The organism is Pelomonas baiyunensis, assembly GCF_043555935.1.
In the GTDB taxonomy this organism is placed as follows: domain Bacteria; phylum Pseudomonadota; class Gammaproteobacteria; order Burkholderiales; family Burkholderiaceae_C; genus Pelomonas; species Pelomonas baiyunensis.
In genome coordinates, this window is record NZ_JBIGIB010000003.1 from 102,931 (window position 1) to 125,084 (window position 22,154).

27 protein-coding genes are annotated in these 22,154 nt (G+C 67.9%); 16 read left to right on the forward strand and 11 right to left on the reverse strand.

Annotated features, from left to right (window positions below; genetic code table 11):
• Window positions 1–87 precede the first annotated feature (87 nt).
• The 3 genes from ACG01O_RS10920 to ACG01O_RS10930 form a co-directional block, all read right to left on the reverse strand.
• On the reverse strand, window positions 88–657 hold the full coding sequence (locus ACG01O_RS10920) for a PEP-CTERM sorting domain-containing protein (RefSeq protein WP_394384424.1): 570 nt from the start codon (window positions 655–657) through the stop codon (window positions 88–90).
• 176 nt (window positions 658–833) lie between these two features.
• Window positions 834–1,502, reverse strand: a complete 669-nt coding sequence (locus tag ACG01O_RS10925) for an OmpW/AlkL family protein (RefSeq protein ID WP_394384426.1) — start codon at window positions 1,500–1,502, stop codon at window positions 834–836.
• Between the two features lie 30 nt (window positions 1,503–1,532).
• Window positions 1,533–2,702, reverse strand: a complete 1,170-nt coding sequence (locus tag ACG01O_RS10930) for an SGNH/GDSL hydrolase family protein (RefSeq protein ID WP_394384427.1) — start codon at window positions 2,700–2,702, stop codon at window positions 1,533–1,535.
• 417 nt (window positions 2,703–3,119) lie between these two features.
• Between ACG01O_RS10930 and ACG01O_RS10935 the strand changes: the two genes are divergently transcribed.
• The 3 genes from ACG01O_RS10935 (at window position 3,120) to ACG01O_RS10945 (ending at window position 4,742) form a co-directional block, all read left to right on the forward strand.
• A complete protein-coding gene (locus ACG01O_RS10935) occupies window positions 3,120–3,437 on the forward strand; it encodes a nucleotide pyrophosphohydrolase (protein ID WP_394384429.1) in 318 nt (105 codons plus the stop codon).
• Window positions 3,437–4,084 (forward strand): 3'-5' exonuclease, encoded by a 648-nt coding sequence (locus ACG01O_RS10940; protein ID WP_394384431.1) that lies wholly within the window; start codon window positions 3,437–3,439, stop codon window positions 4,082–4,084. The genes ACG01O_RS10935 and ACG01O_RS10940 overlap by 1 nt, the downstream gene beginning before the upstream one ends.
• Before the next feature lie 139 nt (window positions 4,085–4,223).
• Window positions 4,224–4,742: a GNAT family N-acetyltransferase gene (locus tag ACG01O_RS10945; protein ID WP_394384433.1), complete on the forward strand. Its 519-nt coding sequence runs from the start codon at window positions 4,224–4,226 to the stop codon at window positions 4,740–4,742.
• Window positions 4,743–4,818: 76 nt separating this feature from the next.
• On the opposite strand, the gene ACG01O_RS10950 is transcribed toward ACG01O_RS10945, so the two are convergent.
• Both ACG01O_RS10950 and ACG01O_RS10955 read right to left on the reverse strand, forming a co-directional pair.
• Window positions 4,819–5,598 carry a PEP-CTERM sorting domain-containing protein gene (locus ACG01O_RS10950; RefSeq protein ID WP_394384434.1) on the reverse strand — a complete coding sequence of 260 codons (780 nt, stop codon included), beginning with the start codon at window positions 5,596–5,598 and terminating at the stop codon, window positions 4,819–4,821.
• Between the two features lie 91 nt (window positions 5,599–5,689).
• On the reverse strand, window positions 5,690–6,748 hold the full coding sequence (locus ACG01O_RS10955; RefSeq protein WP_394384436.1) for a hypothetical protein: 1,059 nt from the start codon (window positions 6,746–6,748) through the stop codon (window positions 5,690–5,692).
• Between the two features lie 126 nt (window positions 6,749–6,874).
• Here ACG01O_RS10955 and ACG01O_RS10960 point away from each other — a divergent pair, with 126 nt between their 5' ends.
• The 4 genes from ACG01O_RS10960 (at window position 6,875) to ACG01O_RS10975 (ending at window position 8,942) form a co-directional block, all read left to right on the forward strand.
• Entirely contained in the window at window positions 6,875–7,843 is a 969-nt protein-coding gene (locus ACG01O_RS10960) for a helix-turn-helix transcriptional regulator (RefSeq protein ID WP_394384438.1), read from the forward strand.
• 90 nt (window positions 7,844–7,933) lie between these two features.
• Complete coding sequence (locus ACG01O_RS10965; RefSeq protein WP_394384440.1) at window positions 7,934–8,242, forward strand: ElaB/YgaM/YqjD family protein; 309 nt, start codon at window positions 7,934–7,936, stop codon at window positions 8,240–8,242.
• A gap of 11 nt (window positions 8,243–8,253) precedes the next feature.
• Entirely contained in the window at window positions 8,254–8,643 is a 390-nt protein-coding gene (locus tag ACG01O_RS10970) for a phage holin family protein (RefSeq protein WP_394384442.1), read from the forward strand.
• Window positions 8,640–8,942: a hypothetical protein gene (locus ACG01O_RS10975; protein WP_394384444.1), complete on the forward strand. Its 303-nt coding sequence runs from the start codon at window positions 8,640–8,642 to the stop codon at window positions 8,940–8,942. The genes ACG01O_RS10970 and ACG01O_RS10975 overlap by 4 nt, the downstream gene beginning before the upstream one ends.
• 37 nt (window positions 8,943–8,979) lie before the next feature.
• Here the strand turns inward: ACG01O_RS10975 and ACG01O_RS10980 are convergent, their stop codons facing one another.
• Together ACG01O_RS10980 and ACG01O_RS10985 are read right to left on the reverse strand one after the other, a co-directional pair.
• Complete coding sequence (locus ACG01O_RS10980) at window positions 8,980–9,564, reverse strand: cob(I)yrinic acid a,c-diamide adenosyltransferase (protein WP_394384445.1); 585 nt, start codon at window positions 9,562–9,564, stop codon at window positions 8,980–8,982.
• 47 nt (window positions 9,565–9,611) lie between these two features.
• On the reverse strand, window positions 9,612–9,845 hold the full coding sequence (locus ACG01O_RS10985; protein WP_394384447.1) for a hypothetical protein: 234 nt from the start codon (window positions 9,843–9,845) through the stop codon (window positions 9,612–9,614).
• A 90-nt stretch (window positions 9,846–9,935) separates the two neighbouring features.
• Here ACG01O_RS10985 and ACG01O_RS10990 point away from each other — a divergent pair, with 90 nt between their 5' ends.
• Window positions 9,936–11,345 carry an FAD-binding oxidoreductase gene (locus ACG01O_RS10990; RefSeq protein ID WP_394384448.1) on the forward strand — a complete coding sequence of 470 codons (1,410 nt, stop codon included), beginning with the start codon at window positions 9,936–9,938 and terminating at the stop codon, window positions 11,343–11,345.
• 103 nt (window positions 11,346–11,448) lie between these two features.
• Window positions 11,449–11,847 carry a VOC family protein gene (locus ACG01O_RS10995; RefSeq protein ID WP_394384449.1) on the forward strand — a complete coding sequence of 133 codons (399 nt, stop codon included), beginning with the start codon at window positions 11,449–11,451 and terminating at the stop codon, window positions 11,845–11,847.
• A 16-nt stretch (window positions 11,848–11,863) separates the two neighbouring features.
• Here ACG01O_RS10995 and ACG01O_RS11000 read toward each other — a convergent pair whose 3' ends face one another.
• Complete coding sequence (locus ACG01O_RS11000; RefSeq protein WP_394384451.1) at window positions 11,864–13,021, reverse strand: hypothetical protein; 1,158 nt, start codon at window positions 13,019–13,021, stop codon at window positions 11,864–11,866.
• Window positions 13,022–13,202: 181 nt separating this feature from the next.
• Window positions 13,203–15,404, reverse strand: a complete 2,202-nt coding sequence (locus ACG01O_RS11005) for a TonB-dependent receptor (RefSeq protein ID WP_394384453.1) — start codon at window positions 15,402–15,404, stop codon at window positions 13,203–13,205.
• A gap of 201 nt (window positions 15,405–15,605) precedes the next feature.
• Here ACG01O_RS11005 and bla point away from each other — a divergent pair, with 201 nt between their 5' ends.
• From bla to sugE, 7 genes are all read left to right on the forward strand, one after another.
• Window positions 15,606–16,493 (forward strand): class A beta-lactamase, encoded by an 888-nt coding sequence (gene bla, locus ACG01O_RS11010; protein ID WP_394384455.1) that lies wholly within the window; start codon window positions 15,606–15,608, stop codon window positions 16,491–16,493.
• A 100-nt stretch (window positions 16,494–16,593) separates the two neighbouring features.
• A complete protein-coding gene (locus tag ACG01O_RS11015; RefSeq protein ID WP_394384457.1) occupies window positions 16,594–16,752 on the forward strand; it encodes a hypothetical protein in 159 nt (52 codons plus the stop codon).
• 120 nt (window positions 16,753–16,872) lie between these two features.
• On the forward strand, window positions 16,873–17,184 hold the full coding sequence (locus ACG01O_RS11020; protein WP_394384459.1) for an NIPSNAP family protein: 312 nt from the start codon (window positions 16,873–16,875) through the stop codon (window positions 17,182–17,184).
• Window positions 17,181–17,504, forward strand: a complete 324-nt coding sequence (locus ACG01O_RS11025; RefSeq protein WP_394384461.1) for an antibiotic biosynthesis monooxygenase family protein — start codon at window positions 17,181–17,183, stop codon at window positions 17,502–17,504. The genes ACG01O_RS11020 and ACG01O_RS11025 overlap by 4 nt, the downstream gene beginning before the upstream one ends.
• Before the next feature lie 76 nt (window positions 17,505–17,580).
• Window positions 17,581–18,294: an ArsR/SmtB family transcription factor gene (locus ACG01O_RS11030; protein ID WP_394384463.1), complete on the forward strand. Its 714-nt coding sequence runs from the start codon at window positions 17,581–17,583 to the stop codon at window positions 18,292–18,294.
• Window positions 18,295–18,301: 7 nt separating this feature from the next.
• On the forward strand, window positions 18,302–18,865 hold the full coding sequence (locus ACG01O_RS11035) for a hypothetical protein (RefSeq protein WP_394384464.1): 564 nt from the start codon (window positions 18,302–18,304) through the stop codon (window positions 18,863–18,865).
• 71 nt (window positions 18,866–18,936) lie between these two features.
• The gene (gene sugE / locus ACG01O_RS11040; protein ID WP_394384466.1) at window positions 18,937–19,251 is read left to right on the forward strand and encodes a quaternary ammonium compound efflux SMR transporter SugE; all 315 of its coding nucleotides are present in this window, start codon (window positions 18,937–18,939) and stop codon (window positions 19,249–19,251) included.
• Here sugE and ACG01O_RS11045 read toward each other — a convergent pair whose 3' ends face one another.
• A complete protein-coding gene (locus ACG01O_RS11045) occupies window positions 19,252–20,850 on the reverse strand; it encodes a SpoVR family protein (RefSeq protein WP_394384468.1) in 1,599 nt (532 codons plus the stop codon).
• Window positions 20,847–22,130, reverse strand: a complete 1,284-nt coding sequence (locus tag ACG01O_RS11050; protein WP_394384469.1) for a YeaH/YhbH family protein — start codon at window positions 22,128–22,130, stop codon at window positions 20,847–20,849. The genes ACG01O_RS11045 and ACG01O_RS11050 overlap by 4 nt, the downstream gene beginning before the upstream one ends.
• Between the last annotated feature and the right edge of the window lie 24 nt (window positions 22,131–22,154).

Sequence of the window (22,154 nt, forward strand, 5' to 3'; positions counted from 1 at the left end):
AGAGTGGTGCCGCCATGAAAAAAGGGCTGGTTGCCCAGCCCTTCGGAATGCGACGCGCCGTGGGGCGCATGGCACGCGTGAATGCGCTCAAGCGCGACGGCGACGGGCCACGAAACCCACCACGCCCAGGCCGGCAGCCATGAAAGCCAGCGTGCTGGGCTCCGGCACCGGCGCGGCGGTGCCGGAGAAGGACACCTCGCCCACCGAGTACGAACCGTCACCCGCCAACGACTGCAAGCGAACGTACTGATAAGCCAGTTGCGTCGGCGCAAAGCTGACCGGCATGGTCACCTGACCCCAACCCACGTTGACGCCGGCCGGTTGGTCTGCGTATCCCGTCACCGTGACCAGTTGAGCGAAGTTGACCCCATCGGTGGACACCGAGAAGCGGTAGAAGTCATTCCAATCTGCCGTCAGGGACAGCGCGGACAGGCGGTAGGCCTGATCCAGCTTGAACGTCAGTGCACCAGCGCCGGTCCAGAACGCCGAGTTGGTGTCCCATTGCGTGCCATTGGTCGGCACGAAACCATCCGCAGCCGCCGCCACGTTGGTGACCGAGGCGGTGCCGGTGACCTGCACCACTTGCGGTGCGGCCTGGGCGGCGGCGGCCACGCCGAACACCGCAGCAGCGATCAGGGTTTTGGGCAAAACACGCATGGGGAACTTCCTTGCAACAGCAACAACACCTGGATTCTGCGGAGCAACGTGCCTGCGGGTTGTCCCGTGAATCGGGCACGACTCCCCAGTTCGAAGCCCGTTCGACGGCCCATTCGTAACGCCCAGATACAAAAAAGGGAGCCCGAAGGCTCCCTGAGATCAAACGTAGGGCGCGCTCAGAAGCGATAGCCGACGCCGAACTTGATGGACACCGGGTCCAGCGTGGTTTCCACGGTTTGGCCGGTGGACAGGCTGCCGGTGGTCTTGATGAAGGTCTTGGTGACCGACAGGCTGGCAGACCAGTCCTTGGTGACGTTGACCGCCGTGCCCAGCTCCATGGTGGCGCCCAGGCGGCTCTTCATGGACAGCGTGGTGGGGTTGCTGGGCGTGCCGCCGGTGATGCCCGACAGCAGCGCCGTGGCGCGCGGCTTGTAGAAGTAGCCGTAGGTCAGGCCCGCGCCCACGAACGGGCGGATGGTGCTGTTGGCTTCACCGAAGCGGTACTGGGCCAGCAGCGTGGCCGGCAGCGACTTGACCGTGCCCAGCTTGCCCACGCCTTCGATGGCGCCGGCGCCGACCACGTCGTGCTTGAACGGCAGCGAGATCGGCAGGTCGATGCTGATGTTGTCGGTCCAGTAGTAGGTGATGCCGCCGACGAAGGACGAGGCCTTCTTCACATCGACCTTGGTGCCGGGCAGGCTGGGGGTGGTCAGGTCACCGCTCTCGACGTGCGGGCTGATCTGGGCCGCGCCGCCGTACACGACGATGCTGCCCGCCGATTGGGCGAAGGCGCTGCCGGCCGACAACGCAGCGGCCAGGGCACCGAGGAGGAACTTGGTTTTCATGGGGTTCTCCGAATGAGGTGAGGTCGCGGCTTACAGCCAGCCCTTGGTGGCCAGGGACTTGCCAATCAGTTGCTGCAGCAGCTGGTGGGCGTACGGCGTGGGGTGGAAGCCGTCGGAGAAGGCGTAGCTCTTCCACCAGTCGGCACCGGTGGTGCCGGTCTGGGGCGCCGCCGACAGGGCGGTGGAGGTGCAGGTCGGGAAGGTGTAGGTCGGCAGGCCGTCGCTGCCCAAGCCAGTGATCGGGCAGGCCGGGGTCTTGACGTTGGTCAGGCCGTACTGGGCGGGGGTGTTGAACTGGTCTTGGAAGGACTTGTAGAAGTCGATCAGCGCCACGCGGTCGTCGCTGGCCACCTTGGTGGCCAGTTGCGTGTTGAAGGCCGTGATCCAGGCCTGGAACAACGCTTGCGCCTGAGCGCGGGCGGCCACGCCATTGGCACCACCGCCGTTGGCGGCGGCCACGCTGTCCAGCACCGTCTGGAAGCGCGGGGTGAGCGTGATGTCGGGCATGTTCATGATCACCACGTGCGTGGCGCCCTTGTCCAGCACGCTGGTCTTGATCTGGCCGTAGAACTTGTCGGCCAGGGCCGTCATGTAGGCGCCGCCGATTTGACCGGTGGTGGCGGCACCGCCCGCCAGGGCCGTGCCGATTTGCGTGGGCGTCAGCAGCTGAGCCAGCAGGCCGCTGTACGAAGCGGCCTTGTCGCGCGGGATGGTCAGGTAAGCACCGACCAGGTCAGCCGCGTCATTGCCACCGCCGTCGATGATGACTAGGTCGGTCGCGCTGTACGCGCCCACCGAGGCGTAGGTGGCCATCTGCACGCCCACGTTCAGCGGGTTCACGGGGCTGGCACCGGCGCCGGTGTAGATGATGCGGCCGCCACCGATGGCGAAGTTCGTGCACCCGGTCTTGGCCGTGTTGGCCACGAAGGTGGTGCCGGTGAAGGCGTAGAAGTTGCACAGCGTCGCGCCATAGGCGGACGCCACCCGTTCCACGTAAATCGGGTTCTCGGCGCCTTGCACCGTGAACTTGAAGCCGAAGGTGCCGCTGTCTTGCAACGAGTCACCGAAGACCTTGACCGACGAAATCTTGATCGCCGGGGTCGTGTCGGCCGTGGCACCACCGCCGCCGCAACCTGCCACCAGCAGGCTGCCCAACATCACCGCCGTAGCGGTGGCGATCCGGGTGAGGAAGGGTTTCATGTTCGTCTCCTGCGCGACACCACTGCACGTGTCACATGAGTTTTGAGGACGGCCACTCTAGCCGTTGCTTTTTCGAACGGTCGTTCGTTTTTTCCCCGAGTGTGCGTAAAGAAACAACATTGCAAGGCGGCTGAAGGCCGGGCACCAACACGGTGCAGATTCGCGGCCAAGGCCGGTTGGCAAGCCTGTGGATGACGCTGGAACAACTCCCTAGATATCCACAGCGCTGAGGGGTTCCCGGAAGTTGTGCCCAAAACCGCATGAAGTCGTCCCGGGGGTGGCGCACAAGCTTGTGCGAAACCCAAGTCATTGAAAAATTTTGACTTTTCGTAGTTATCCACAGCGAAGGCGGCCCTCTACTACGACCACCACTTTGATTTCTTGAATACTGTTTGGAATACGTTGGACACTTTTTCCATGAACATTCCTGCGCTCCAGCGCCGCTTGCGCCAGTTCGCTGCCGACCGTGACTGGCAGCCCTACCAGACCCCCAAGAACCTCGCCATGGCCATGACCGTGGAAGCAGCGGAGCTGCTGGAGATCTTTCAGTGGCTCACGCCGGAGCAGTCGATGCAGCTCGACGACGCGCAGCGCACGCATCTGGGCGAAGAGTTGTCGGACGTGCTGCTGTACCTGTTGCAGATCGCCGACCACAGTGGCGTGGACCTGGATGCCGCGGTCGAGCGCAAGCTCGCGATGAACGCTGTCAAGCACCCACCGCTGAAGAGGTCTTGATGGAAACCGTGGCCGTCATCGACTTCGAGACCACGGGTCTGGGGCCCACCAGCGGCGGCCGTGCCACCGAAGTGGCCGCGGTGCTCGTGCGTGAGGGGCAGGTGGTGGATGCCTGGAGCAGCCTGATGAACAGCGGCGCGTGGGTGCCGCCGCAAATCCAGGCCTTGACCGGCATCACCAACGCGATGCTGGAACGTGCACCGCCTTCGGCCACCGTCATGCAGGAACTCGCGCGCTTCACCGCGGGCTGTCCGCTGGTCGCGCACAACGCGGCTTTTGATCGGGGCTTCTGGGAGGCTGAGATGCGCCAGGCCGGTCAGGCCCCGGACCCCGCCCACCAGTTCGCGTGCACGGTGCTGCTGTCACGGCGCCTGTGGCCGGAAGCGCGCAGCCATGGCCTGGGCGCGATGGTGCAGTTCCACGGCCTCACGCTGGAGGGCCGCGCCCACCGGGCCCTGGCCGATGCGCGTGTCACGGCGGGCTTGTGGCTCAAGGTGCAGGCCGAGGTGCAACAGCGCTTTGCGATGGACCTCGGTGCCCGCGCGGCAGACCACGCCTTGCTGGCGCACCTGCAGCGCACGCCGCTGCGGCAACTGCGGCGCGGCCTGGTGGAGCATGTGCGGTCACGGCCTTCGATGAACGCTTGAACGACGACCGCGTCAACGCGTTCGAGGTGCGTCAGCGCGCCAAGCAGTTCGCCGATAAAAATTTCTGTCAAGACCCGGCTTTGTTGCAATCGCCAAGGACAATCGCGCCCTTTCGTCCCGTGCTATTGCTAAGAGTTCCATGTCCGTGATCCAGGTTCGCCCCGCCACCCTGCGCGATGCCAAGGCCATCGCCGAGATTCATGTCGCTGCCAGCCAGGATGCCTACAAGGCCTTGCTGCCCGCGGCGGCGTTGGACGCGATGTCGGTGCAAAAGCGCCAAGCCTTCTGGCGTGAAGCCATCGACCTGTGCGAGCCGCAAGTCATCGTGGCCCACCTCGACAACAAGATCATGGGCTTCGCCGGCTTCGACCGCTCGCGCGACAAAGGCACGCCCGCCACCACCGGTGAAGTCTGGGCGCTGTTCGCCAGCCCCGAGCACTGGGACAAGGGCGTGGGCTTGGCGCTGTGGGATGCCACGCGCGACGGCCTGCAGGAAGAAGGCTGCACCAAGGCCACGCTGTGGTGCTACCTGCGCAACGAACGCGCGCTGCGCTTCTTCGAACTCGCCGGCTTCAAGCGAGAGCTGGGCAGCGCCCGCACGACGGAAGTCGGCGGCTCGCGCATCGAAGAAATCCGCCTGCACCGCTCGCTGGTCTGAGACGGCCGCCTCGGCAGCGCCGAGGCATGAAAAAAGCGCCCTGCGGGGCGCTTTGTCGTTCTGAGTGCAACGCTGATCAACCGCGGCGACGACGCGCAATGAAGCCCACGGCCAGCAGGCCGGACAGCATCAGCGCGTAGGTTTGGGGTTCGGGCACGGCGCTGATGGTGATGCTGCCGGTGGGCAGCGCGCCAGCTTCCCAGTTGGCTGCGTTGGCAAACGTGGCCAGCCACTGGTCCTTGGTTTGTGCCGCGCCTTGCAGCACGCTGGTCTTGACGCGGATGCTGTTCGGCGACAGCTTCAAGCTGATGGCCGACAGGCCTTGCGTCAAGGATGAAGGAGCCGCGCCTGTCGTAGAACTGGTGCTGGTCTCGAAGCCATTCGTGTCGTCGAACGCGTAGAGATGTGTTTGCTTCGAGGTGTTGACCAAAGGATTGGTCGTCGTCGAGCTTTGGAACGCATAGATTTGGTCGCCTGATTGACTCAGGTCCAGCGTCCCGAAGGAGCCGGAGTTCGCACCAGGAATGGCGCCGCTCTTGGTGAAGCCGTTGCCGTTGCCGGTGCTGGCGATGACCGTACCTGCCGTGATGCGTGCGGCAGCTGTCCACATCAGCAGGCTTTCGTTGCCGTCGCCATCCGTGTTGCTTGCGCCGCGGAAGCCGGTGCCTGTCCAGCCGTTGTCAGTGAAGTAGATGACTTCACCGGCTGCAATGTTGGACAGCGCCACGAAGGCGAATGAATCCGGGGTGCCGTTGTTGATGCGGCCGATGATGGCGATGTCGCCGGCGGTCAGTGCGGCTTGCGCGGGGAGTGCTGTGGCGGCCGCCAGGGCCAGGGTCAGCAGGGTCTTGTTCATGAAAAGCTCCGAAGCGAGAGGCTCGCACTGTCTCGGGCTTCAGTGAATCGGCCATGACAGCGGCCGCAGCGCCATTCCCGCAATGGAGGGGTCAGGCCATGTAGCCTGCCGTGTCCAGCGCCCAGCCGTCGGTGGCGTCGTCGTGGCGTTGCACGTGCACGGCGCTCAGGTGCTTGGCAGCGGCGCGTTCCACCAGGGCTTCGGCTTGTTCCGGGGTCAGTTGCAGGGCGAAGCGGGCCCAGCGCTTTTGCACCAGGGCTTGGGTCCAGGCGTCTTCCAGCGCCCAGCGGATCTGGTGCGGCTCCTGCAGTTCGGAGGCGGCCAGCACGCGCGGCGCCAGCGCCAGCAGGAAGCGGTTGAAGTCGGTGCGCAGGGTGTCGGTGGGCAGCAGGGCTTCCAGCCGGCTCAGGCGGGCGCTCCAACCCGGCGTGGCCAGTTGGCGAGTGATGAAGGCTTGCAGGGCCTGGATGGGGTTGAACAGGCGCAGCCGGTTCGGCGGCAGCACGCGCAGCGGGATTTGTGCGGCCTGCTCGTGGCTGAGCGGCGTCACGAAGCTGGTCAGCACGGCGAGGCGTTCCCACTCGTGGTCGTTCAGACCGCCGATGCGGGTGATGGGGCCGGCGGCGCAGCTGGCGGCCAGGGCGTGCAGGTCGGCCTGGGTGCGGCTGCCCTTGGCCTGGTTGGCGCGGTGGCTCATCCACACCAGGTTGCCTGCGGCGTAGCCGGCGTCGTGGCGCACGCGGTCGATGCTGCGGGTGTCGTCCGTCAGGGCTTCGCGGGTGATGGGGCAGTGGGTGGTGTCCAGCTGGGCCAGGAAGTGCGGCGTGACCAGCAGGTCTTCAAAGTGACGGCCGCGGGCCCAGGCGTGGGTGCGCAGCGCCAGCCACGTGGCCACTTGCGGGCCGTTGGCGGGGCGGGCCGCGCGGCCGGCCATGCGGGCGTGGGCGGCTTGCCAGCCGCGTTGCAGGGGCGACTGCGGGTACAGGTGGGCGATGGGCGGCGTGATGCCGTGCAGCGCGTAGTCGCGGCCCAGGGCCAGGCCGATGCGTTCGTGGGCGCTGGCGGGGTGGGCGGGGGCGTCGTCGATGTCCAGGTTGAACTGGACGAGGGCGTTCTGGCGGGCGGCGGTGGTGGGGTGGACGGCTTGCATGAGGATCTCCGGGTTCAGAGGCTCGCCGAAACATTCGCGGGCCTTGCAAGCAGTCTGTGAGCCAGGTGGCTCATGAGATGATCCACAGGGAAAGCACTGTGATTATTTTCAGGACCCACCCCGCCGATGGACCGCACCGAACGCTTCTACAAGATCGAACACCTGATCCGCTCGCGGGGCTGCGTTTCGTTTGCGACCCTGCGCGAGGCGCTGGAGGTGTCGCCCGCCACGCTCAAGCGTGACCTGGCGTACCTGCGCGAGCGCATGGATGCGCCCATCGAGTACGACGCGGCCGACAACGGCTACCGCTTCGGCCAGCAATGGCGCGGCGGCAAGCACGAGCTGCCGGGTGTGTGGTTCAACGAGGCGGAACTGCACGCGCTGCTGACCATGCAGCAGATGCTGGCCGGGCTGGACGACCAGGGCGTGGTGGGCCGCCACCTGCAGCCCATGTTCGACAAGATCACCGGCATGCTGGGTGTGGACGCGACCGAGGCCGACGAACTGCGCCGCCGCGTGAAGCTCATCGGCACGGCCCGCCGCCGCGTGGCCAGCGATGGCTTCGAGACCGTGGGCAGCGCGGTGGTGAAGCGGCTGCGCCTGGCGATTCGCTACCGCAAGAAGCGCGACGGCGCCGCCAGCGAGCGCGAGGTGTCGCCCCAGCGCCTGGTGCACCACCGCCACAGCTGGTACCTGGACGCCTGGTGCCATGCGAGCGAGGGCTTTCGGCGGTTTGCGCTGGACGGCATCGAGAGCGCTGTGCTGCTGGACACACCGGCCAAGGCCGTGCCGCTGGCCGAGTTGGAGGCCGAGCTGGACCAGGGCTATGGCATCTTTGCCGGCGGCACGCCGCGCGAGGCGGAGCTCGTGTTCAGTGCCGAGACGGCGGCGTGGGTGTCGCGTGAGGAATGGCACCCCGCGCAGCGCAGCGAATTCCTGCCCGACGGCCGCTGGCGCCTGCACCTGCCTTACGTGGACGACACCGAGCTGCTGATGGACCTGCTGCGCCATGCCGGGCAGGTGCAGGTGCTGGCGCCGGCCGCGCTGCGGGAGGCCTTTGCGCAACGGCTTCGCCAGGCGGCTGCGGCCGTGTAGGACAAGCGCGCAAGCTTTGCGCCAGATCATGTTCGCCGCGCAAAGCGGCGTTAGGCTGACTTCGTGTTGAACCCCACCATGGAGTCTGCGATGACCGACACCACCCAGGCCAAGAAGCAACTCGCCAACGATTTCGGCGCCGTGATGAACGACATCGACGCGCTGATGACCGCCACCACCAACAAGGCCGACACCGAAGTGCAGGCCCTGCGCGCCCGCATCCAGGAACGCCTGGTGGGCGCCAAGGAAAAGTGGCTGGATGTCCAGCACGAAGCCGTGCAGCGCGCCAAGGACGCGGCCGTGGCCACCGACGACTACGTGCACGCCAAGCCCTGGCAGGCGATTGGCGTGGCCGCCGCCGTGGGCCTGGCCCTGGGCGTGCTCATCGGCCGCCGCTGAAGGCGGTGCCCGTGAACCTCGACACCGCCACGCCGGTGTCCGAGCCGCTGCGGCGGCTGGGCGCCTCGCTGATCACGCTGGGCCGCATCCGGCTGGAGCTCTTCGCCATCGAGGCGCAGGAGGAGAAGGAGCGCATCGCCAGCCTGCTGTTGTGGGCGGTGCTGGGCGCGCTGCTGGCCGGTTTCGGGCTGTTGATGGCCCTGGTGCTGGTGACCGTGGCGCTGTGGGACAGCCACCGGCTGCTCGCGCTGGGCGGCGGCACGCTGCTGCTGCTCGCGGCGGCCGCGCTGGCGGTTCAAAAGGTGCGTGGCCTCATCCACCAGCCGGCCAGCCTGTTCCAGTCCAGCATCGGTGAGTTGCGGGCCGATGCGGACGCGCTGCGTCCGCCGACGAATTCATGATTCCGCACATCCCGGACGACCCCGCCGCGCGCCTGCGGCGCAAAGAGGACCTGCTGCTGGCCTCCGAGGTGATGCGCGGGCAGGCCGTGGCCGCCGTGTGCGACCTGGGCGAGCGCGGTGACCGCTGGGGCCGCCGCTGGCTCTGGCTGCAGGGCTGGCTGGCCGACCCGGCCGTGCGCGCCCTGCTGGGCGGCGGCGCGGCCTTCTTTGCAACGGCCGGCCGATCCCGCCGTGCCCGACTGTGGCGATGGGCGCGGGGCGCCTGGGTGGTGTGGCGCCTGTGGCGCCGCGCGGCTTGAAGCCTGCTGCAGTGGGCCCGTTGGCGGGCTTGGCGGGTCAGTTCTCGGCCGCGTCCAGCTGCTTCATCCGCTCGCTTTGCCAATACACGTCGTCGCCGCCCAGCCCGTCGAGGTTGGCGCGGTTGAGCACGCGGGCCAGCACGAAGAGCAAGTCCGACAGGCGGTTCAGGTACTGGCGCGGGGCGGCGTGGATGGACTCGTGCGCCGCCAGCGTGATGACGGCCCGCTCGGCCCGGCGGGCCACGGTGCGGCACACGTGGGCGATGGCCGCGCTGCGCGTGCCGGCGGGCAGGATGAATTCCTTCAAGCGCGGCAGGTGCTCGTTGTAGTGCGCCAGCGCTTCGTCCAGGCGCAGCACGGCAGCGTCTTTCAGCAGCGAGCCGCCGGGCCAGGAGAGTTCACCGCCCAGGTTGAAGAGCTCGTGCTGGATGACGACGAGCAGGTCGCGCACATCGGCGGGCAGGGGCTCGGCCAGCAGCACGCCGAGGTTGGAGTTGAGTTCGTCGACATCACCCATGGCCTGCACGCGCAGGTGGTCTTTGGGCACGCGGCTGCCGTCGGAAAGGCCGGTGGTGCCGTCGTCACCCGTGCGGGTGGCGATTTGAGAGAGGCGGTTGCCCATGTGGCGGTCTGCAAAGCGGAACAGACCGCCATTGTCCCCAAGCAGGCTCAGTGGCGATGGCCGCTGCGGTGAAAGCCCGGCTTGGGCGTCGGGGCGTCGTGCGGGTGCAGGCCGGCACCGTGCGGCGCTGCGGGTTGCCCCGGCGGCTCGGCGGGCAGCGTGCCGGCGCGGGGCGTGCTGCCCACCAGTTCGCGCCAGCGGGCCAGCAGCACATCCAGGCGCAACACGCCCAGTGCAATCAGCGCCACGGCCAGGATCAACAACCACCAGGTGATGTTCATGATCGGTCTCCGGGTTGCAACGTCTCGATGCTGGCACTGGCGCGCAGGGGCTGCAACACAATGGCCTGATATGGATCAGGAGTTATGCCCATGAATGCGCCCGTCATGCCCGAAACCCTGGCGGCCCCACTGCCGGACGCATTGCTGGACGCCCTTCAGCGCATGTTCGGCACCCGCCTGAGCACCACCCTGCCGGTGCGTCAGCAGCACGGGCGCGACGAGTCGGTGTTCGACGTGCCGCCCCCGCAGGCGGTGGTGTTTGCCGAGACCGAGGCCGAGGTGGCGCAGGCGGTGGCGGCGTGTGCAGCACACCGCGTGCCGGTGATTCCCTACGGCGCGGGCTCGTCGCTGGAAGGCCACCTGCTGGCCGTGCGCGGCGGCATCAGCCTGGATGTGTCGCGCATGGACCGCATCCTGCGCATCGACGCCGAAGACCTGACGGTGACCGTGCAGCCCGGCGTCACGCGCAAGCAGCTCAACGAGGCGCTGAAGCACGAGGGCTTGTTCTTTCCCATCGACCCTGGGGCCGATGCGAGCCTGGGCGGCATGGCCGCCACGCGCGCCAGCGGCACGAACGCGGTGCGCTACGGCACCATGCGCGAGAACGTGCTGGGCCTGCGCTTCGTGAACGCGAACGGCGAGATCGTGCGCACCGGCTCCCGCGCCAAAAAAAGCAGCGCCGGCTACGACCTGACCCGCCTGCTGGTGGGCAGCGAAGGCACGCTGGGCGTCATCACCGAGCTGACGGTGAAGGTGCACCCGCTGCCCGAAGCGGTGTCGGCCGCGGTGTGCTTCTTCCCGACCATCGATGCGGCCGTGCGCACGGCGATGCAGGTCATCCAGATCGGCGTGCCGATTGCGCGCTGCGAGCTGCTGGACGCCAACGCCATCCGCGCGGTGAACGCGCATGACAAGCTGGGCTTGAAGGAGCAGCCCATGCTGTTGATGGAGTTCCACGGCAGCGAGGCCGGCGTGGCCGAGCAGGCGGCGGTGGTGCAAGAGGTGGCGGGCGAATTCGGCGGCGAAGCCTTCGAGTGGGCCACCACGCCCGAGGCCCGCACGCGGCTGTGGACGGCGCGGCACCACGCCTACCTCTCGGGCCTGCAGATGCGCCCGGGCTGCCGCGCAGTCACGACGGACACCTGCGTGCCCATCTCGCGCCTGGCCGAGAACATCAACGCATCCATTGCCGAAGTGGAGGCCGCCGGCCTGCCCTATTTCATCGTCGGCCACGTGGGCGACGGCAACTTCCACATGGCCTACCTGCTGGACCCGGCACTTCCCGAGGAGCTGGCCACCGCCGAACGCCTGAGTGCGCAGATGGTGGAACGGGCGATTGCGCTGGAAGGCACCTGCACCGGCGAGCACGGCATCGGGCTGCACAAGCAGGCCTTCCTGCGCGACGAGACGGGCGATGAGGCGGTGGCCGTGATGCGGGCCATCAAGGCCGCGATGGACCCGCTGGGCATCCTGAACCCGGGCAAGGTGTTCGCGGTCTGAGGGTGTCTTTAGGGTGTCTTGAGGGTGTCTTGAGGGCGGACGGAGTCGGCCCGCGCCGGGGTGTTCACAATCCAGCGCGTTCACCACTTTCAGGAGACAAACGATGTTCAACCACATCATGGTCGGCACGAACGACATCGAGCGCAGCAAGCGCTTTTACGACGCGGTGCTGGCCGTGCTGGGCGCCCCCGAAGGCGCACGCAACACCGCCGCCACCGGCCACCAGCGCGTGTTCTACCGCCACGCGGGCAATGCCTTCGGCATCAGCCAGCCCATCAACGGCGAGCCGGCCTGCCACGCCAACGGCGGCACCATTGGGTTCAAGTGCGAATCGGCCGAGCAGGTGAAGCAGTTCCACGACGTGGCCGTGGCCCACGGCGGCACCAGCATCGAAGAGCCGCCCGGCCTGCGCGAAGGCGCGATGGGCGCCATGCACCTGAGCTACGTGCGCGACCCCGACGGCAACAAGCTCTGCGCCATCTGGCGCGTGCCCAAGGCCTGAGCGGCGGGCCGCCGCCTCACCAGCTGAGCGAGACGGGCAGGCGGCGCTCGCCGCCTTGCCATTCGCCCTGCAGGCGCGTGCCCTGCACCTTCAGGCGCAAGGTGGCGGTCTTGTCGTCCACGGTTTCGGTCAGCGTGAGGGTGTCGCCCTCGAGCGTGCCGCTGAGCAGGATCAGCTGGCGGAAGCGGTCGTAAAAGTAGTGGCCCGACACGCCGCCCGAGAGCGGGCGGTCCAGCCGCAGCGTGACGGCCGCCGGGCCGATCTTGCCGTGCAGCACCTGGCCGAAGGGCTGTGCCGGCGGGCCGGCCTCGCCCTCGCCCAACACCAGCGCACGGCCGTAGGCGTTGAGCAGCGGCCGCACGTCCGCGGGCGGCAGGGTGATGTTGATTTCAGCCACGTCGTCCAGCGCGCGCAGGGCGTGGTTGCTGCAGCGGCCCAGGTGCAGGCCCAGACCGGGCCCGGTCAGATTGAGGCGGGCATAGCGCACCGTCTGCGCGGCACTGCGAGTGCCGCTCTCGTCGGCCAGGCAGCCTTCGTTGAGCTCGATGCGCTCCTGCAGGTCGTTGATCTCGTCGGCCGGGGCCTTGGGTTTGCGTTTGCGGGCGGCGGCCAGCTCGGTGCGCAGGGTCTTGAGTTGGTCGGCGTAGCGCTTGCGCACTTCCTTCTGCAGGCGCTGCCCCAGCGGGTTCAGGGCGCCGGGCTGCAGCAAGTCGTGCAGCGTGACGGCCCAGCCGTTGCGGGCGTCGAAGTTGTAGACCGTGTCGTAGCCCTCGCAGTAGGCGCCGCAGCCTTCGGCGTTCAGCGTGATGACGAGCAGCCGGGCGTCGTTGCGGTTCACCTCGAAGTCTTGCGACGCCGTGCCCTCGGGCAAGTCGCGGGCGGGCGGGGTGAAAGTGGCCCCGGGTTTGACCGGCGCCGGGGTGCCCATGGCGGCCAGGAACAGCGCGTCGTTGATGCGCGTGGCCACCGGCCCGGTGCCGTCGATGAACGGCATCTTCACCGACCCATCGGCCCAGCCGGAGGCCACGGCGTTCGGCTCGCCCGCGTCAGGGCCGGGCTTGAGCGTCAGGGACCGCACCTGCAGCGGTGCGGCCTGGGCCACGCCAGTCAGCAGGGGCAGCGCGAAGGCCAGGGCCAGGGTCGAAGCGAGGGGGCGGCGCAGCAGCGAAGTCATGCAGCCATTGTGGCGGCGTGCCCATGAAAAACGCCGCCCGAAGGCGGCGTTTGCGGGGCGCCACACCACGGCGGTGAGGCGGGGGTCGAGGCGGGCCGAGCGCCGGGCCGCCCCAAGCCGTCCCCTCAGGGGACCGACTGGGTTTGCCCGCGTTCAGCAGGGCAAGACCAGGCGAGGGGCTTCAGAACAGCGCCTTGAACTGCACGCCGTACGTGCGCGGTTCGTTGACGAAGCCGGTCAGGTTGTTGAAGTCGATGGCGCCGGTCACGCGGACTTGGTTGGTGACGTTGCGCACGAAGCCGGCGGCCTCGTACTTGCCGTTGCCCCACAGGTAACCCACGCGCAGGCCGCCTTCGGTCAAGGCCTTGCCGGTGAACTCGGTGGCCTCGTACAGGAAGAAGTTGACCTTGGAGCGGTAGGCCCAGTCGGTGTAGACGTAGACCTCGTCGCCGCTGGCCAGCGGCATGCTGTAGCGGGCGGTCAGGTTGACCGTGTACTTCGGCGCGTTGGGCAGCGGGTTGCCGTCGATCATGGCGTTGCCGTTGACGATGGGGTCCTTCACCGTCGGGAAGGCGCCGGCCACCTTCAGCGAGCCGCCCGGGGGCACGCCCAGGCCGGCGTCCTTGATCTTGGTGTTGTTCAGCGAGCCGCCGAAGGTCACCAGGAAGTCCGGCGTGATCAGCGCTTCCAGGTTCAGCTCCGCGCCGTTGCCGGTGGCCTTCTTGGCGTTGAGCAGGCGCGTGGCGTTGGTGCTGCCGCCGACCGCGGTCAGCTGTAGGTCCTTCACGGTGTACGTGAACAGCGAGCCCGACAGGCGCAGCGTGCGCTTGAGCAGTTCGCTCTTGAAGCCGATCTCGTAGCTGTTGACGTTTTCCGGGCCGGCTTGCGACTGACCCGCGAAGGCCGAGGCGTTTTGCATCGACGACGCGCGGAAGCCGTTGGCGTAGCGGGCGTACAGGTTGGTGGTGGCGTCGAGCTTGTAGGTGGCCGACAGGTCGCCGCTCCACTTGCCGTCATCGGTGTGGGCGGTGGTGCCGGCCGAGGTGTTGAACAGGCCCGTGCCCGCGTGGGTGGTGGACAGGTCCTTCTTGTCCTTGGTGTAGCGCAGGCCGGCGCGCAGCTTCAGCTCGTTGCTGACGGCGTAGTTCACCGAACCGAACGTGGCCCAGGCCTTGTTGGTTTGCGCGGTGTAGATGTGGTCGACGTCGGCATGCGTCGTCGTGTTGTAGGTGATGTTGTCGATCGTGTACTTCTCATCGAAGAGGTACACGCCGGCTTGCCAGCTCAAGGGGCCCGAGGTGTTGGACTCCAGGCGCACCTCTTGCGTCAGCTGGCGGTGGCCGTTCATGCCGCTGCCGGTTTCCGACTGGAAGGGCACGCCGGCCTGGCCGGGCACGCCGCCGTCGATGTCGCCACGCGACAGGGGCTTCACGTGCTCGCCGCCGGTGATGGCGTAGATGTTCAGGCCGTCCAGGGCCCACTTCAGGCGCAGGCTGCCGCCGGTTTGCTTGAGCGTTTGCTCGTTCACGCCGTTGAAGGCCACGGTGTCGACGCTGAAGCCGTCGGCCAGGTCGTTGGTGCCGCGCTTGATGGCGTTGGCGCGGAAGAGGCGCGGGCTGCCGTCCAGGTCACGCACGTGCAGGTTGGCCAGGGCGCTGAACTGCTTGTGCGGCTCGTACAGCACTTGGGCGCGCACGGCGGTGTCGCGGTAGCCCTCGGTCTTGGGCGTGGCCGCACCCGGGGCGACGTTGTCCACAAAGTCGCTGCGGCGCTGGCTTTGCGCCGAGATGCGGGCGGCCCAGTCGCCAGTCAGCGGCAGGTTGGCCGCGCCCTCGAGGTTGAGGGTGCCGTAGTTGCCCACGGTGACGCTGGCGTAGCCGTCTTGCTTGTGGCTGGGCTTGACCGAGTCGAACTTCACCACGCCGGCCGGCGTGTTGCGGCCGAACAGCGTGCCTTGTGGGCCGGCCACCACTTCCACCGCGGCGGTGTCAAAGATGGGGAAGCCCTTCAGGATGGGGTTCTCCTGGATCACGTCGTCCACGATGACGCTGACCGGCTGCGAGGCGTTCAGGCGGAAGTCGGTGTTGCCGTAGCCGCGCAGGTAGAAGCGCGGGAAGGCGCGGCCGAAGCTGGATTCGATGTTCAGGCTGGGCACGCGGCCCGACAGGAAGCGCACGTCCTGGCCGCCGGAGGCCAGCACGTCGAGCTTGTCGCCGCTGATCTTGCTGACGGCGTTGGGCACGTCCTGGATGTTCTCGGCACGGCGCTCGGCCGTGATCACGACGGTTTCGAGCTGGCTGCGGTCCTTGGGGGCTTCTTGGGCCAGGACGGGCAGGGCGGTGCTCAAGGCAAGGGTCAGCAGGCTCAGGCGCGGGGCGATCATCGGTGGACGACTCCAAAAGGAAAACGGCTCCAACTGCGGAGCCGGCGCGGATTGTGCGGCGCAGCATTGGCGCCTTGCCACCGCCGGTGCGCCGCTGTTGCGCAAGTCTGACGGAGTAGTCAGTTTCAGGACGGCCAACCCCCCCGTCACACGCCCGCCATGCACCGAGCTTGTGCGCCATGCCCCCACACAATGCAGCGCATGAACGCCCGCCGCCGCCTGCTGAGCCACCTGCTGCCTTCGCTGCCCGCCTTGCCCGCCCTGCCCGGGCTCGCTTGGGCGCGCCCCGCGCACGCCGCGCTGCCGGACCTGACCACGCTGGAACTCGGCTCGGCCGGCCGACTGGGCTTTTTCGCGCAAGACACCGCCACCGGCCGCACGCTGGCGCACCGGGCGGACGAGCGCTTCGCCATGGCCTCCACCTTCAAGCTGCTGCTGGCCGCCTGCGTGGCCCAGGGCGTGGACGCCGGGCGCTGGCGTTGGGACGACACCGTGCCCCTGCACCCGCGCGACCGCGTGCCCCACGCCCCCACCTTCGACCGCCTGCTGCCCCACGGCCAAGCCAGCCTGGCAGCGCTGGTGCAGGGCATCCTGGTGGAGAGCGACAACCCCTGCGCCAACGTGTTGCTGCGCCACTGCTGCAACGGGCCCGCGGGCCTGACGGCCTGGCTGCGCGGCCAGGGCGACACCGTCACCCGGCTGGACCGTTGGGAGATCGAGCTCAACGACAACGCCCCCGGCGATGCGCGTGACACCAGCACCCCCCGGGCCTTCGCCCAGACCCTGCAGCACCTGCTGCTGGGGCCGGGCCTGAGCCGCAGCGCGCGGGCCCGCCTGTGGGCCGACATGCAGGCCTCCCAAACCGGCCTGAAGCGCCTGCGCGCCGGCGTGCCCGAAGGCTGGCGCGTGCTGGACAAAACCGGCACCGGCATGGCTGGTGCGGTGAACGACGTGGCCCTGGTGTTCCCGCCCGGCGGCCGGGCGCCCTGGGTGGTGGTGGCGCTGCAATCGGGCTCGCAGGCGCCGAGCGAGGTGCTGTCAGGCCAACTGGCAGACGCGATGCGGCACCTGGTGCGCGCCTGGGGTTGAGCCCCATCCAGCGGGTGCGGTTTGGCGGCATAGTCGCCGCACCCCGCGTGGCACTGCAGCGTGCCGCCGCCCCCTTCAGCCCTTCAGCTCGGGAGTTTTCATGGCCTCACCAGACACCACCCGGCGCAGCGGCTACCTCTTCGTGGCCGCCGGCGTGATGATGATGGTGGCCGCCATGCTGGCCAAGCAGGTGGCGCTGCTCGGGCCGGGCGCCCTGTTCCTGGTGCTGGGCGCTCAGAAGCTGCGGCCGCCGCGCTGAGCCTTTCGTTGGCGGGCCGTGAAGCCTGAGTGGCGGCTTCGCTGGATGCTTCGTTGCGCGGCGAAGCATCACCCGGTGCCGGCGGCACACAGTGCGGTGCATCGACAACGAGGAGCCGCCATGCCCGCCATCACCTGCTTCATCCGCTACGAGCTGGACCCGTTCCAGCGCGACGCCTTCCGCACCTACGCCCAGGCCTGGGGCCACATCATTCCGCGCCTGGGCGGCCGGCTGCTCGGCTACTGGCTGCCGCACGAGGGCACGAATTACGAGGCCTGGGGCCTGGTCGGCTTCGACTCGCTGGCCGCCTACGAGGATTACCGCACGCGGCTCAAGGCCGACCCCGAGGCGCGCGCCAACTTCGAGTTCGCCCAGGCCCAGCGCTTCATCCGCCGCGAGGAGCGCACGTTCTGTGAGGATGTGCGCCCATGATCGCCGTCATCTTTGAAGTGCAGCCCACCGAGGCGGGCCGCCCCGCCTACCTCGACCACGCCGCGGTGCTCAAGCCCCTGCTGGAGCGCATGGACGGCTTCATCTCCGTGGAGCGCTTCCAGAGCCTGAGCGACCCGGCCCGGCTGCTGAGTCTGTCCTTCTGGCGCGATGAAGCCGCCGTGCGCGGCTGGCGCGAGATGGAACGCCACCGCGAGGCCCAGGCCGCCGGCCGTGGGGGCTTGTTCGCCGACTACCGGCTGCGCGTGGCCCACGTGGTGCGCGATTACGGCCTGAACGACCGCGAGCAGGTGCCGGCATGACGCCCCCACGCTCGCTGCCGCTCACGGCCCCCCGAGGGGGCGCGCTGGCGCCTTCGGGCGGCCGGGCGGCGCCGCCATGACCCCTGGCGCCGAGCCGCGCCTGGCCCGCATCGCGGCGGCCATTGCCGACCCGACGCGCGCCCGCGTGCTCGCCCGGCTGCTGGACGGCCGCCTGCACACCGCCGGCGAGCTGGCCACGCACGCGGGCGTGACGGCGGCCACCATGTCGGCCCACTTGAAGCTGCTGGTGGACGAGGGCCTGGCCCGCGTGCGGCCCCAGGGCCGGCACCGCTACTTCGGCCTGGCCGATGGTGACGTGGCCCACGCCCTGGAAGCCCTGCTGCGCGTGGCCGACAGCCGCGACGCCGGCCCGGCGGCGGACCTGCAGCGTTGGCAGAAGCCGGCGATGCGCGGGCTGCGGCATGCGCGCAGCTGCTATGGGCATCTGGCCGGCGAGTTGGGCGTGCAGTGGCGCGAGAAGCTGCTGGCCCAGGGCTGGGTCACGGCGTCGCCGGACGGGCGCTACGAACTCAGTGCTGCGGGGCGTGAAGCGCTGGCCGAGTTGACGCCCGAAGGCTTCACAGCGACGGGCCGCGTGCTCTACGACTGCGTGGACTGGTCCGAACGCCGTGACCACTTCGCCGGGCCGCTGGCGGTGGCGTGGCTGGAGGCGATGGTGGCCAAGGGCTGGCTGCGGCGCGTGGAGGGATCGCGCGAGTTGCGGCTGACGCCGCCGGGGCGGGTGGCGTTGGGTGATGGTGGGTCGAGTGATGCATCGGCTACCCGGTAGCCAGCACATGCTGCTTTTGCCCATGTATTGTTGGCATAGTCGAGCGTCTGCAGGGATTTGCCCGAATGATGCGCCGGGATCGGTGGCAGCGGCGGTCTTCCGAGAACACGTCAGCCATCACAAAGCACACATCGCCGTGGACCCACGAGTTGCAAATCTGAAAACCGTAGCGGACTGCGAGTCGTTCGCAGTGAATGCACGCGAGCGAGGCGCTCCGGAGCTCGCTGATCAAGCCAGAAAGCGCGCGGTCCAGATTCGCGCAGATGCCTACGGTGCCGAAACTGAAGTCGAGCGCGAATGCCTGCTTGCTGTTTTCGCTTACGAGGAAGTTCTTTCTGCCCAGAAGGGAAAGCGCCAACGCGCTTCTCGAACTTGGCAGATGATTTCGCGCCATGGAATCATTCCGGCTGTTGAGCGCGTGGTGACAAAGCGTGAGGTCTCTGTCGGCTTCACAGCGTTGGCGGAAATGGGGCTCATGGAGTTCGCTTTCGAGGCAGTCATCCTCCGCCATCCTGATAGCTTTACTTCGGAGGCAGTCGCTACTTCAAAGTTACGAATGGAGGCACCGTGATGGCTGACCAGTCACGCGGGCCGGCTCGCATCGGCAAGCCACCGCTCGCGGCTCAGATTCAACGCTGACCCATGTCCTGGCTCCTCCTCGTCATCGCCGGTTTCCTTGAAGTCGGCTGGGCCATCGGCCTCAAATACACCGAGGGCTTCACGCGCCCGCTGCCCACGGTGCTGACCGTGGCCGCCATGGTGGCCAGTGTGGGCCTGCTGGGCGTGGCGATGAAGACGCTGCCGGTCGGCACGGCCTATGCCGTCTGGGTGGGCGTGGGTGCCGTGGGCACGGCGGCGCTGGGCATGGTGTTGTTCCAAGAGCCTGCCACCGTAGGCCGCCTCGTCAGTCTGGGGCTGATCGTGGCGGGCATCGTGGGGCTGAAGCTGGCGAGCTGATCAGCCCGCCTGCGCCGGCACGTTCCAGCGCCGCGTCACGTCGCCCCGAGCGTTGACGCTTTCCAGGTTCACCGCAAAGCCCCACAGCCGGCCCACATGCTTGAGCACATCCTGCGCGCTGTCGTGCAGCGGGCGGTTCATGTGCTGCACGTGGCGCAGCGTGAGGGACCGGTCACCGCGCAGGTTCACGTTCCAGACCTGGATGTTGGGCTCGCGGGTGGAGAGGTCGTACTGGCGTGACAGCGCCTGGCGCAGGTGGCGGTAGCCGCCTTCGTCGTGAATGGCGGAGATCTCGTACTCGGTCTTGGCCTCGTCGTCGAGGATGGCGAAGAGCCGGAAGTCGCGCATCAGCTTCGGGCTGAGGTATTGGCCGATGAAGCTCTCGTCCTTGAAGTTGCGCATGGCGTGGTCCAGCGTGGGCAGCCAGTCGCTGCCGGCGATGTCGGGGAACCAGGCGCGGTCCTCATCCGTCGGCGCCTCGCAGATGCGCTTGATGTCGGTGTACATCGCAAAGCCCAGCGCGTAGGGATTCAAGTTGGCGCCAGGGTGCTGGTAGACAACGTTGGTGTGGGACTTGAGCCACTCGATCATCATGCCGTCGCTCAAGTACCCATCGTCGTACATCTGGTTGAGCAGCCGGTGGTGCCAGAACGTGGCCCAGCCCTCGTTCATGACCTGCGTTTGCCGCTGCGGGTAGAAGTACTGCGCGATCTTGCGCACGATGCGCACGATCTCGCGCTGCCAGGGCTCCAGCAGCGGTGCGTTCTTCTCGATGAAGTACAGCAGGTTCTCCTGCGGTTCGTCGGGGAAGCGGCGGCTTTCCGTGGCTTCGTCGGGCCGGTCGGGCTTCTTGGGCAGGGTGCGCCACAGGTCGTTGACCTGCGACTGCGCGTGCTGCTCGCGGTCTTTCAGCCGGGCGCGCTCTTCGGCCAGGCTCAGCTTGGCGGGGCGGCGGTAGCGGTCCACGCCATGGTTCATCAGTGCGTGGCAGCTGTCCAGCAGGGTCTCGACCGCGTCCAGCCCGTGGCGCTCTTCGCAGTCGGCCACGTAGTTCTTGGCGTAGACGAGGTAGTCGATGATGGAGGACGCATCCGTCCACATGCGGAACAGGTAGTTGCCCTTGAAGAAGGAGTTATGGCCGTAGCAGGCGTGGGCGATGACCAGCGCCTGCATGGCCAGCGTGTTCTCCTCCATCAGGTAGGCAATGCAGGGGTCGGAGTTGATGACGATCTCGTAGGCCAGGCCCATCTGGCCGCGCTTGTAGCTGCGCTCGGTGGCGATGAATTCCTTGCCGTAGCTCCAGTGCCGGTAGTTCACCGGCATGCCCACGCTGGCGTAGGCGTCCATCATCTGCTCGGCGGTGATGACTTCCAGCTGGTTGGCGTAGGTGTCCAGCCCGAAGCGCTCGGCGGTTTGCTTGATGACGGCGTGGTAGTCCTCGATGAGCTCGAAGGTCCAGTCGTTGGGTGAGGGCAGGGGGGCGCTGGGCCGCTGCAGCAGCGGGCGCATGTGGCGCAGCGGGTCGTGCGCGCGGCGCTCGCCCACCTCGCGGCGGTCGTCGGCGCGGCCGGGGTTGCGGCGGTTTTCCAGGGAACTCATGCGGCGGCCCCTTCCTTCTTGAACAGCTCCCGGAAGACGGGGTAGATCTGCGACGCCTCCACGGCCTTGCGCATCGCGAAGTGGGGTTGGTCTTCCGCGAGCTTTTCGTACTCTTCCCACAGGTTCTGCTCGGGCTCGGCCACCTGCACGTAGGCGAAGTAGCGGCACAGCGGCAGGATCTTGCCCGCCAGCAGCTCGCGGCAGCGGCCGCTGTCGTGGTGCCAGTTGTCGCCGTCGCTGGCCTGAGCGCCGTAGATGTTCCATTCGGTCGGCGAGTAGCGCTCGCGAATGATCTGCTCCATCAGCACCAGGGCGCTGGACACCACGGTGCCGCCGGTCTCGGTGGCGTGGAAGAAGTTCTGCTCGTCCACCTCCTGCGCCTGCGTGTGGTGGCGGATGAAGACCACCTCGATCTTTTCGTAGTGCCGCGTGAGGAAGAGGTACAGCAGGATGAAGAAGCGCTTGGAGAGTTCCTTGCGGCCTTCGTCCATGGAGCCGGACACGTCCATCAGGCAGAACATGACGGCGCGCGTGGTGGGCACCGGGATGCGGGTGCGCGCGCGAAAGCGCAGGTCGATGGGGTCGAGGAAGGGAATCGCCTCCAGCCGCGCCCGCAGGTGGGCGATGCGTTCGCGGGTCTCGGCCAGCAGGCGAGGCGTCTCCGGGCGGTCCTCTTTCAGCAGGTCCTGCTCGCGGGCTTGCAGCTCGTGCAGTTCGCGCCGCTTGTCCATGCCCAGTGCAATGCGCCGGCCGAGTGCGCCGCGCATGGAGCGCACCACGTGCAGGTTGGTGGGTGTGCCGTCCGACACGAAGCCGGCGCGCTGGCTCTTCCATTCCGGCGTGTCGGCCAGCGTCGTGCGGGCAAGGTTGGGCAGGGCCAGGTCGTCGAAGAAGACCTGCATGAACTCTTCCTTGCTGAGATGGAAGACGAAGTCGTCGTCCCCCTCGCCCGAGTCGCTGGCCTCGCCGCTGCCACTGCCGCCGCCGCCCTGCCCGCCTTTGGGTTTGGCGATGCGGTCGCCCTTCACGTACTCCTGGTTGCCGGGGCGCACCACCTCGCGCACGCCGCCGTCGCCGTGGCCGAAGACGGGCTCGGAGAGGTCCTTCTTCGGGATGTGCACATCCTCGCCGCGCTCCATGTCGCGGATGCCGCGGCCGTCCACCGCGCGCTTCACCGCTTCGCGGATCTGCTCTTTGTGTCGACGCAGAAAGCGCTCGCGGTTGCCGATGGACTTGTTCTTGCCGGAGAGGCGTCGATCGATGATTTGCTGGAGCGACATTCGCTGCCTTTCAATCGGGCCGAG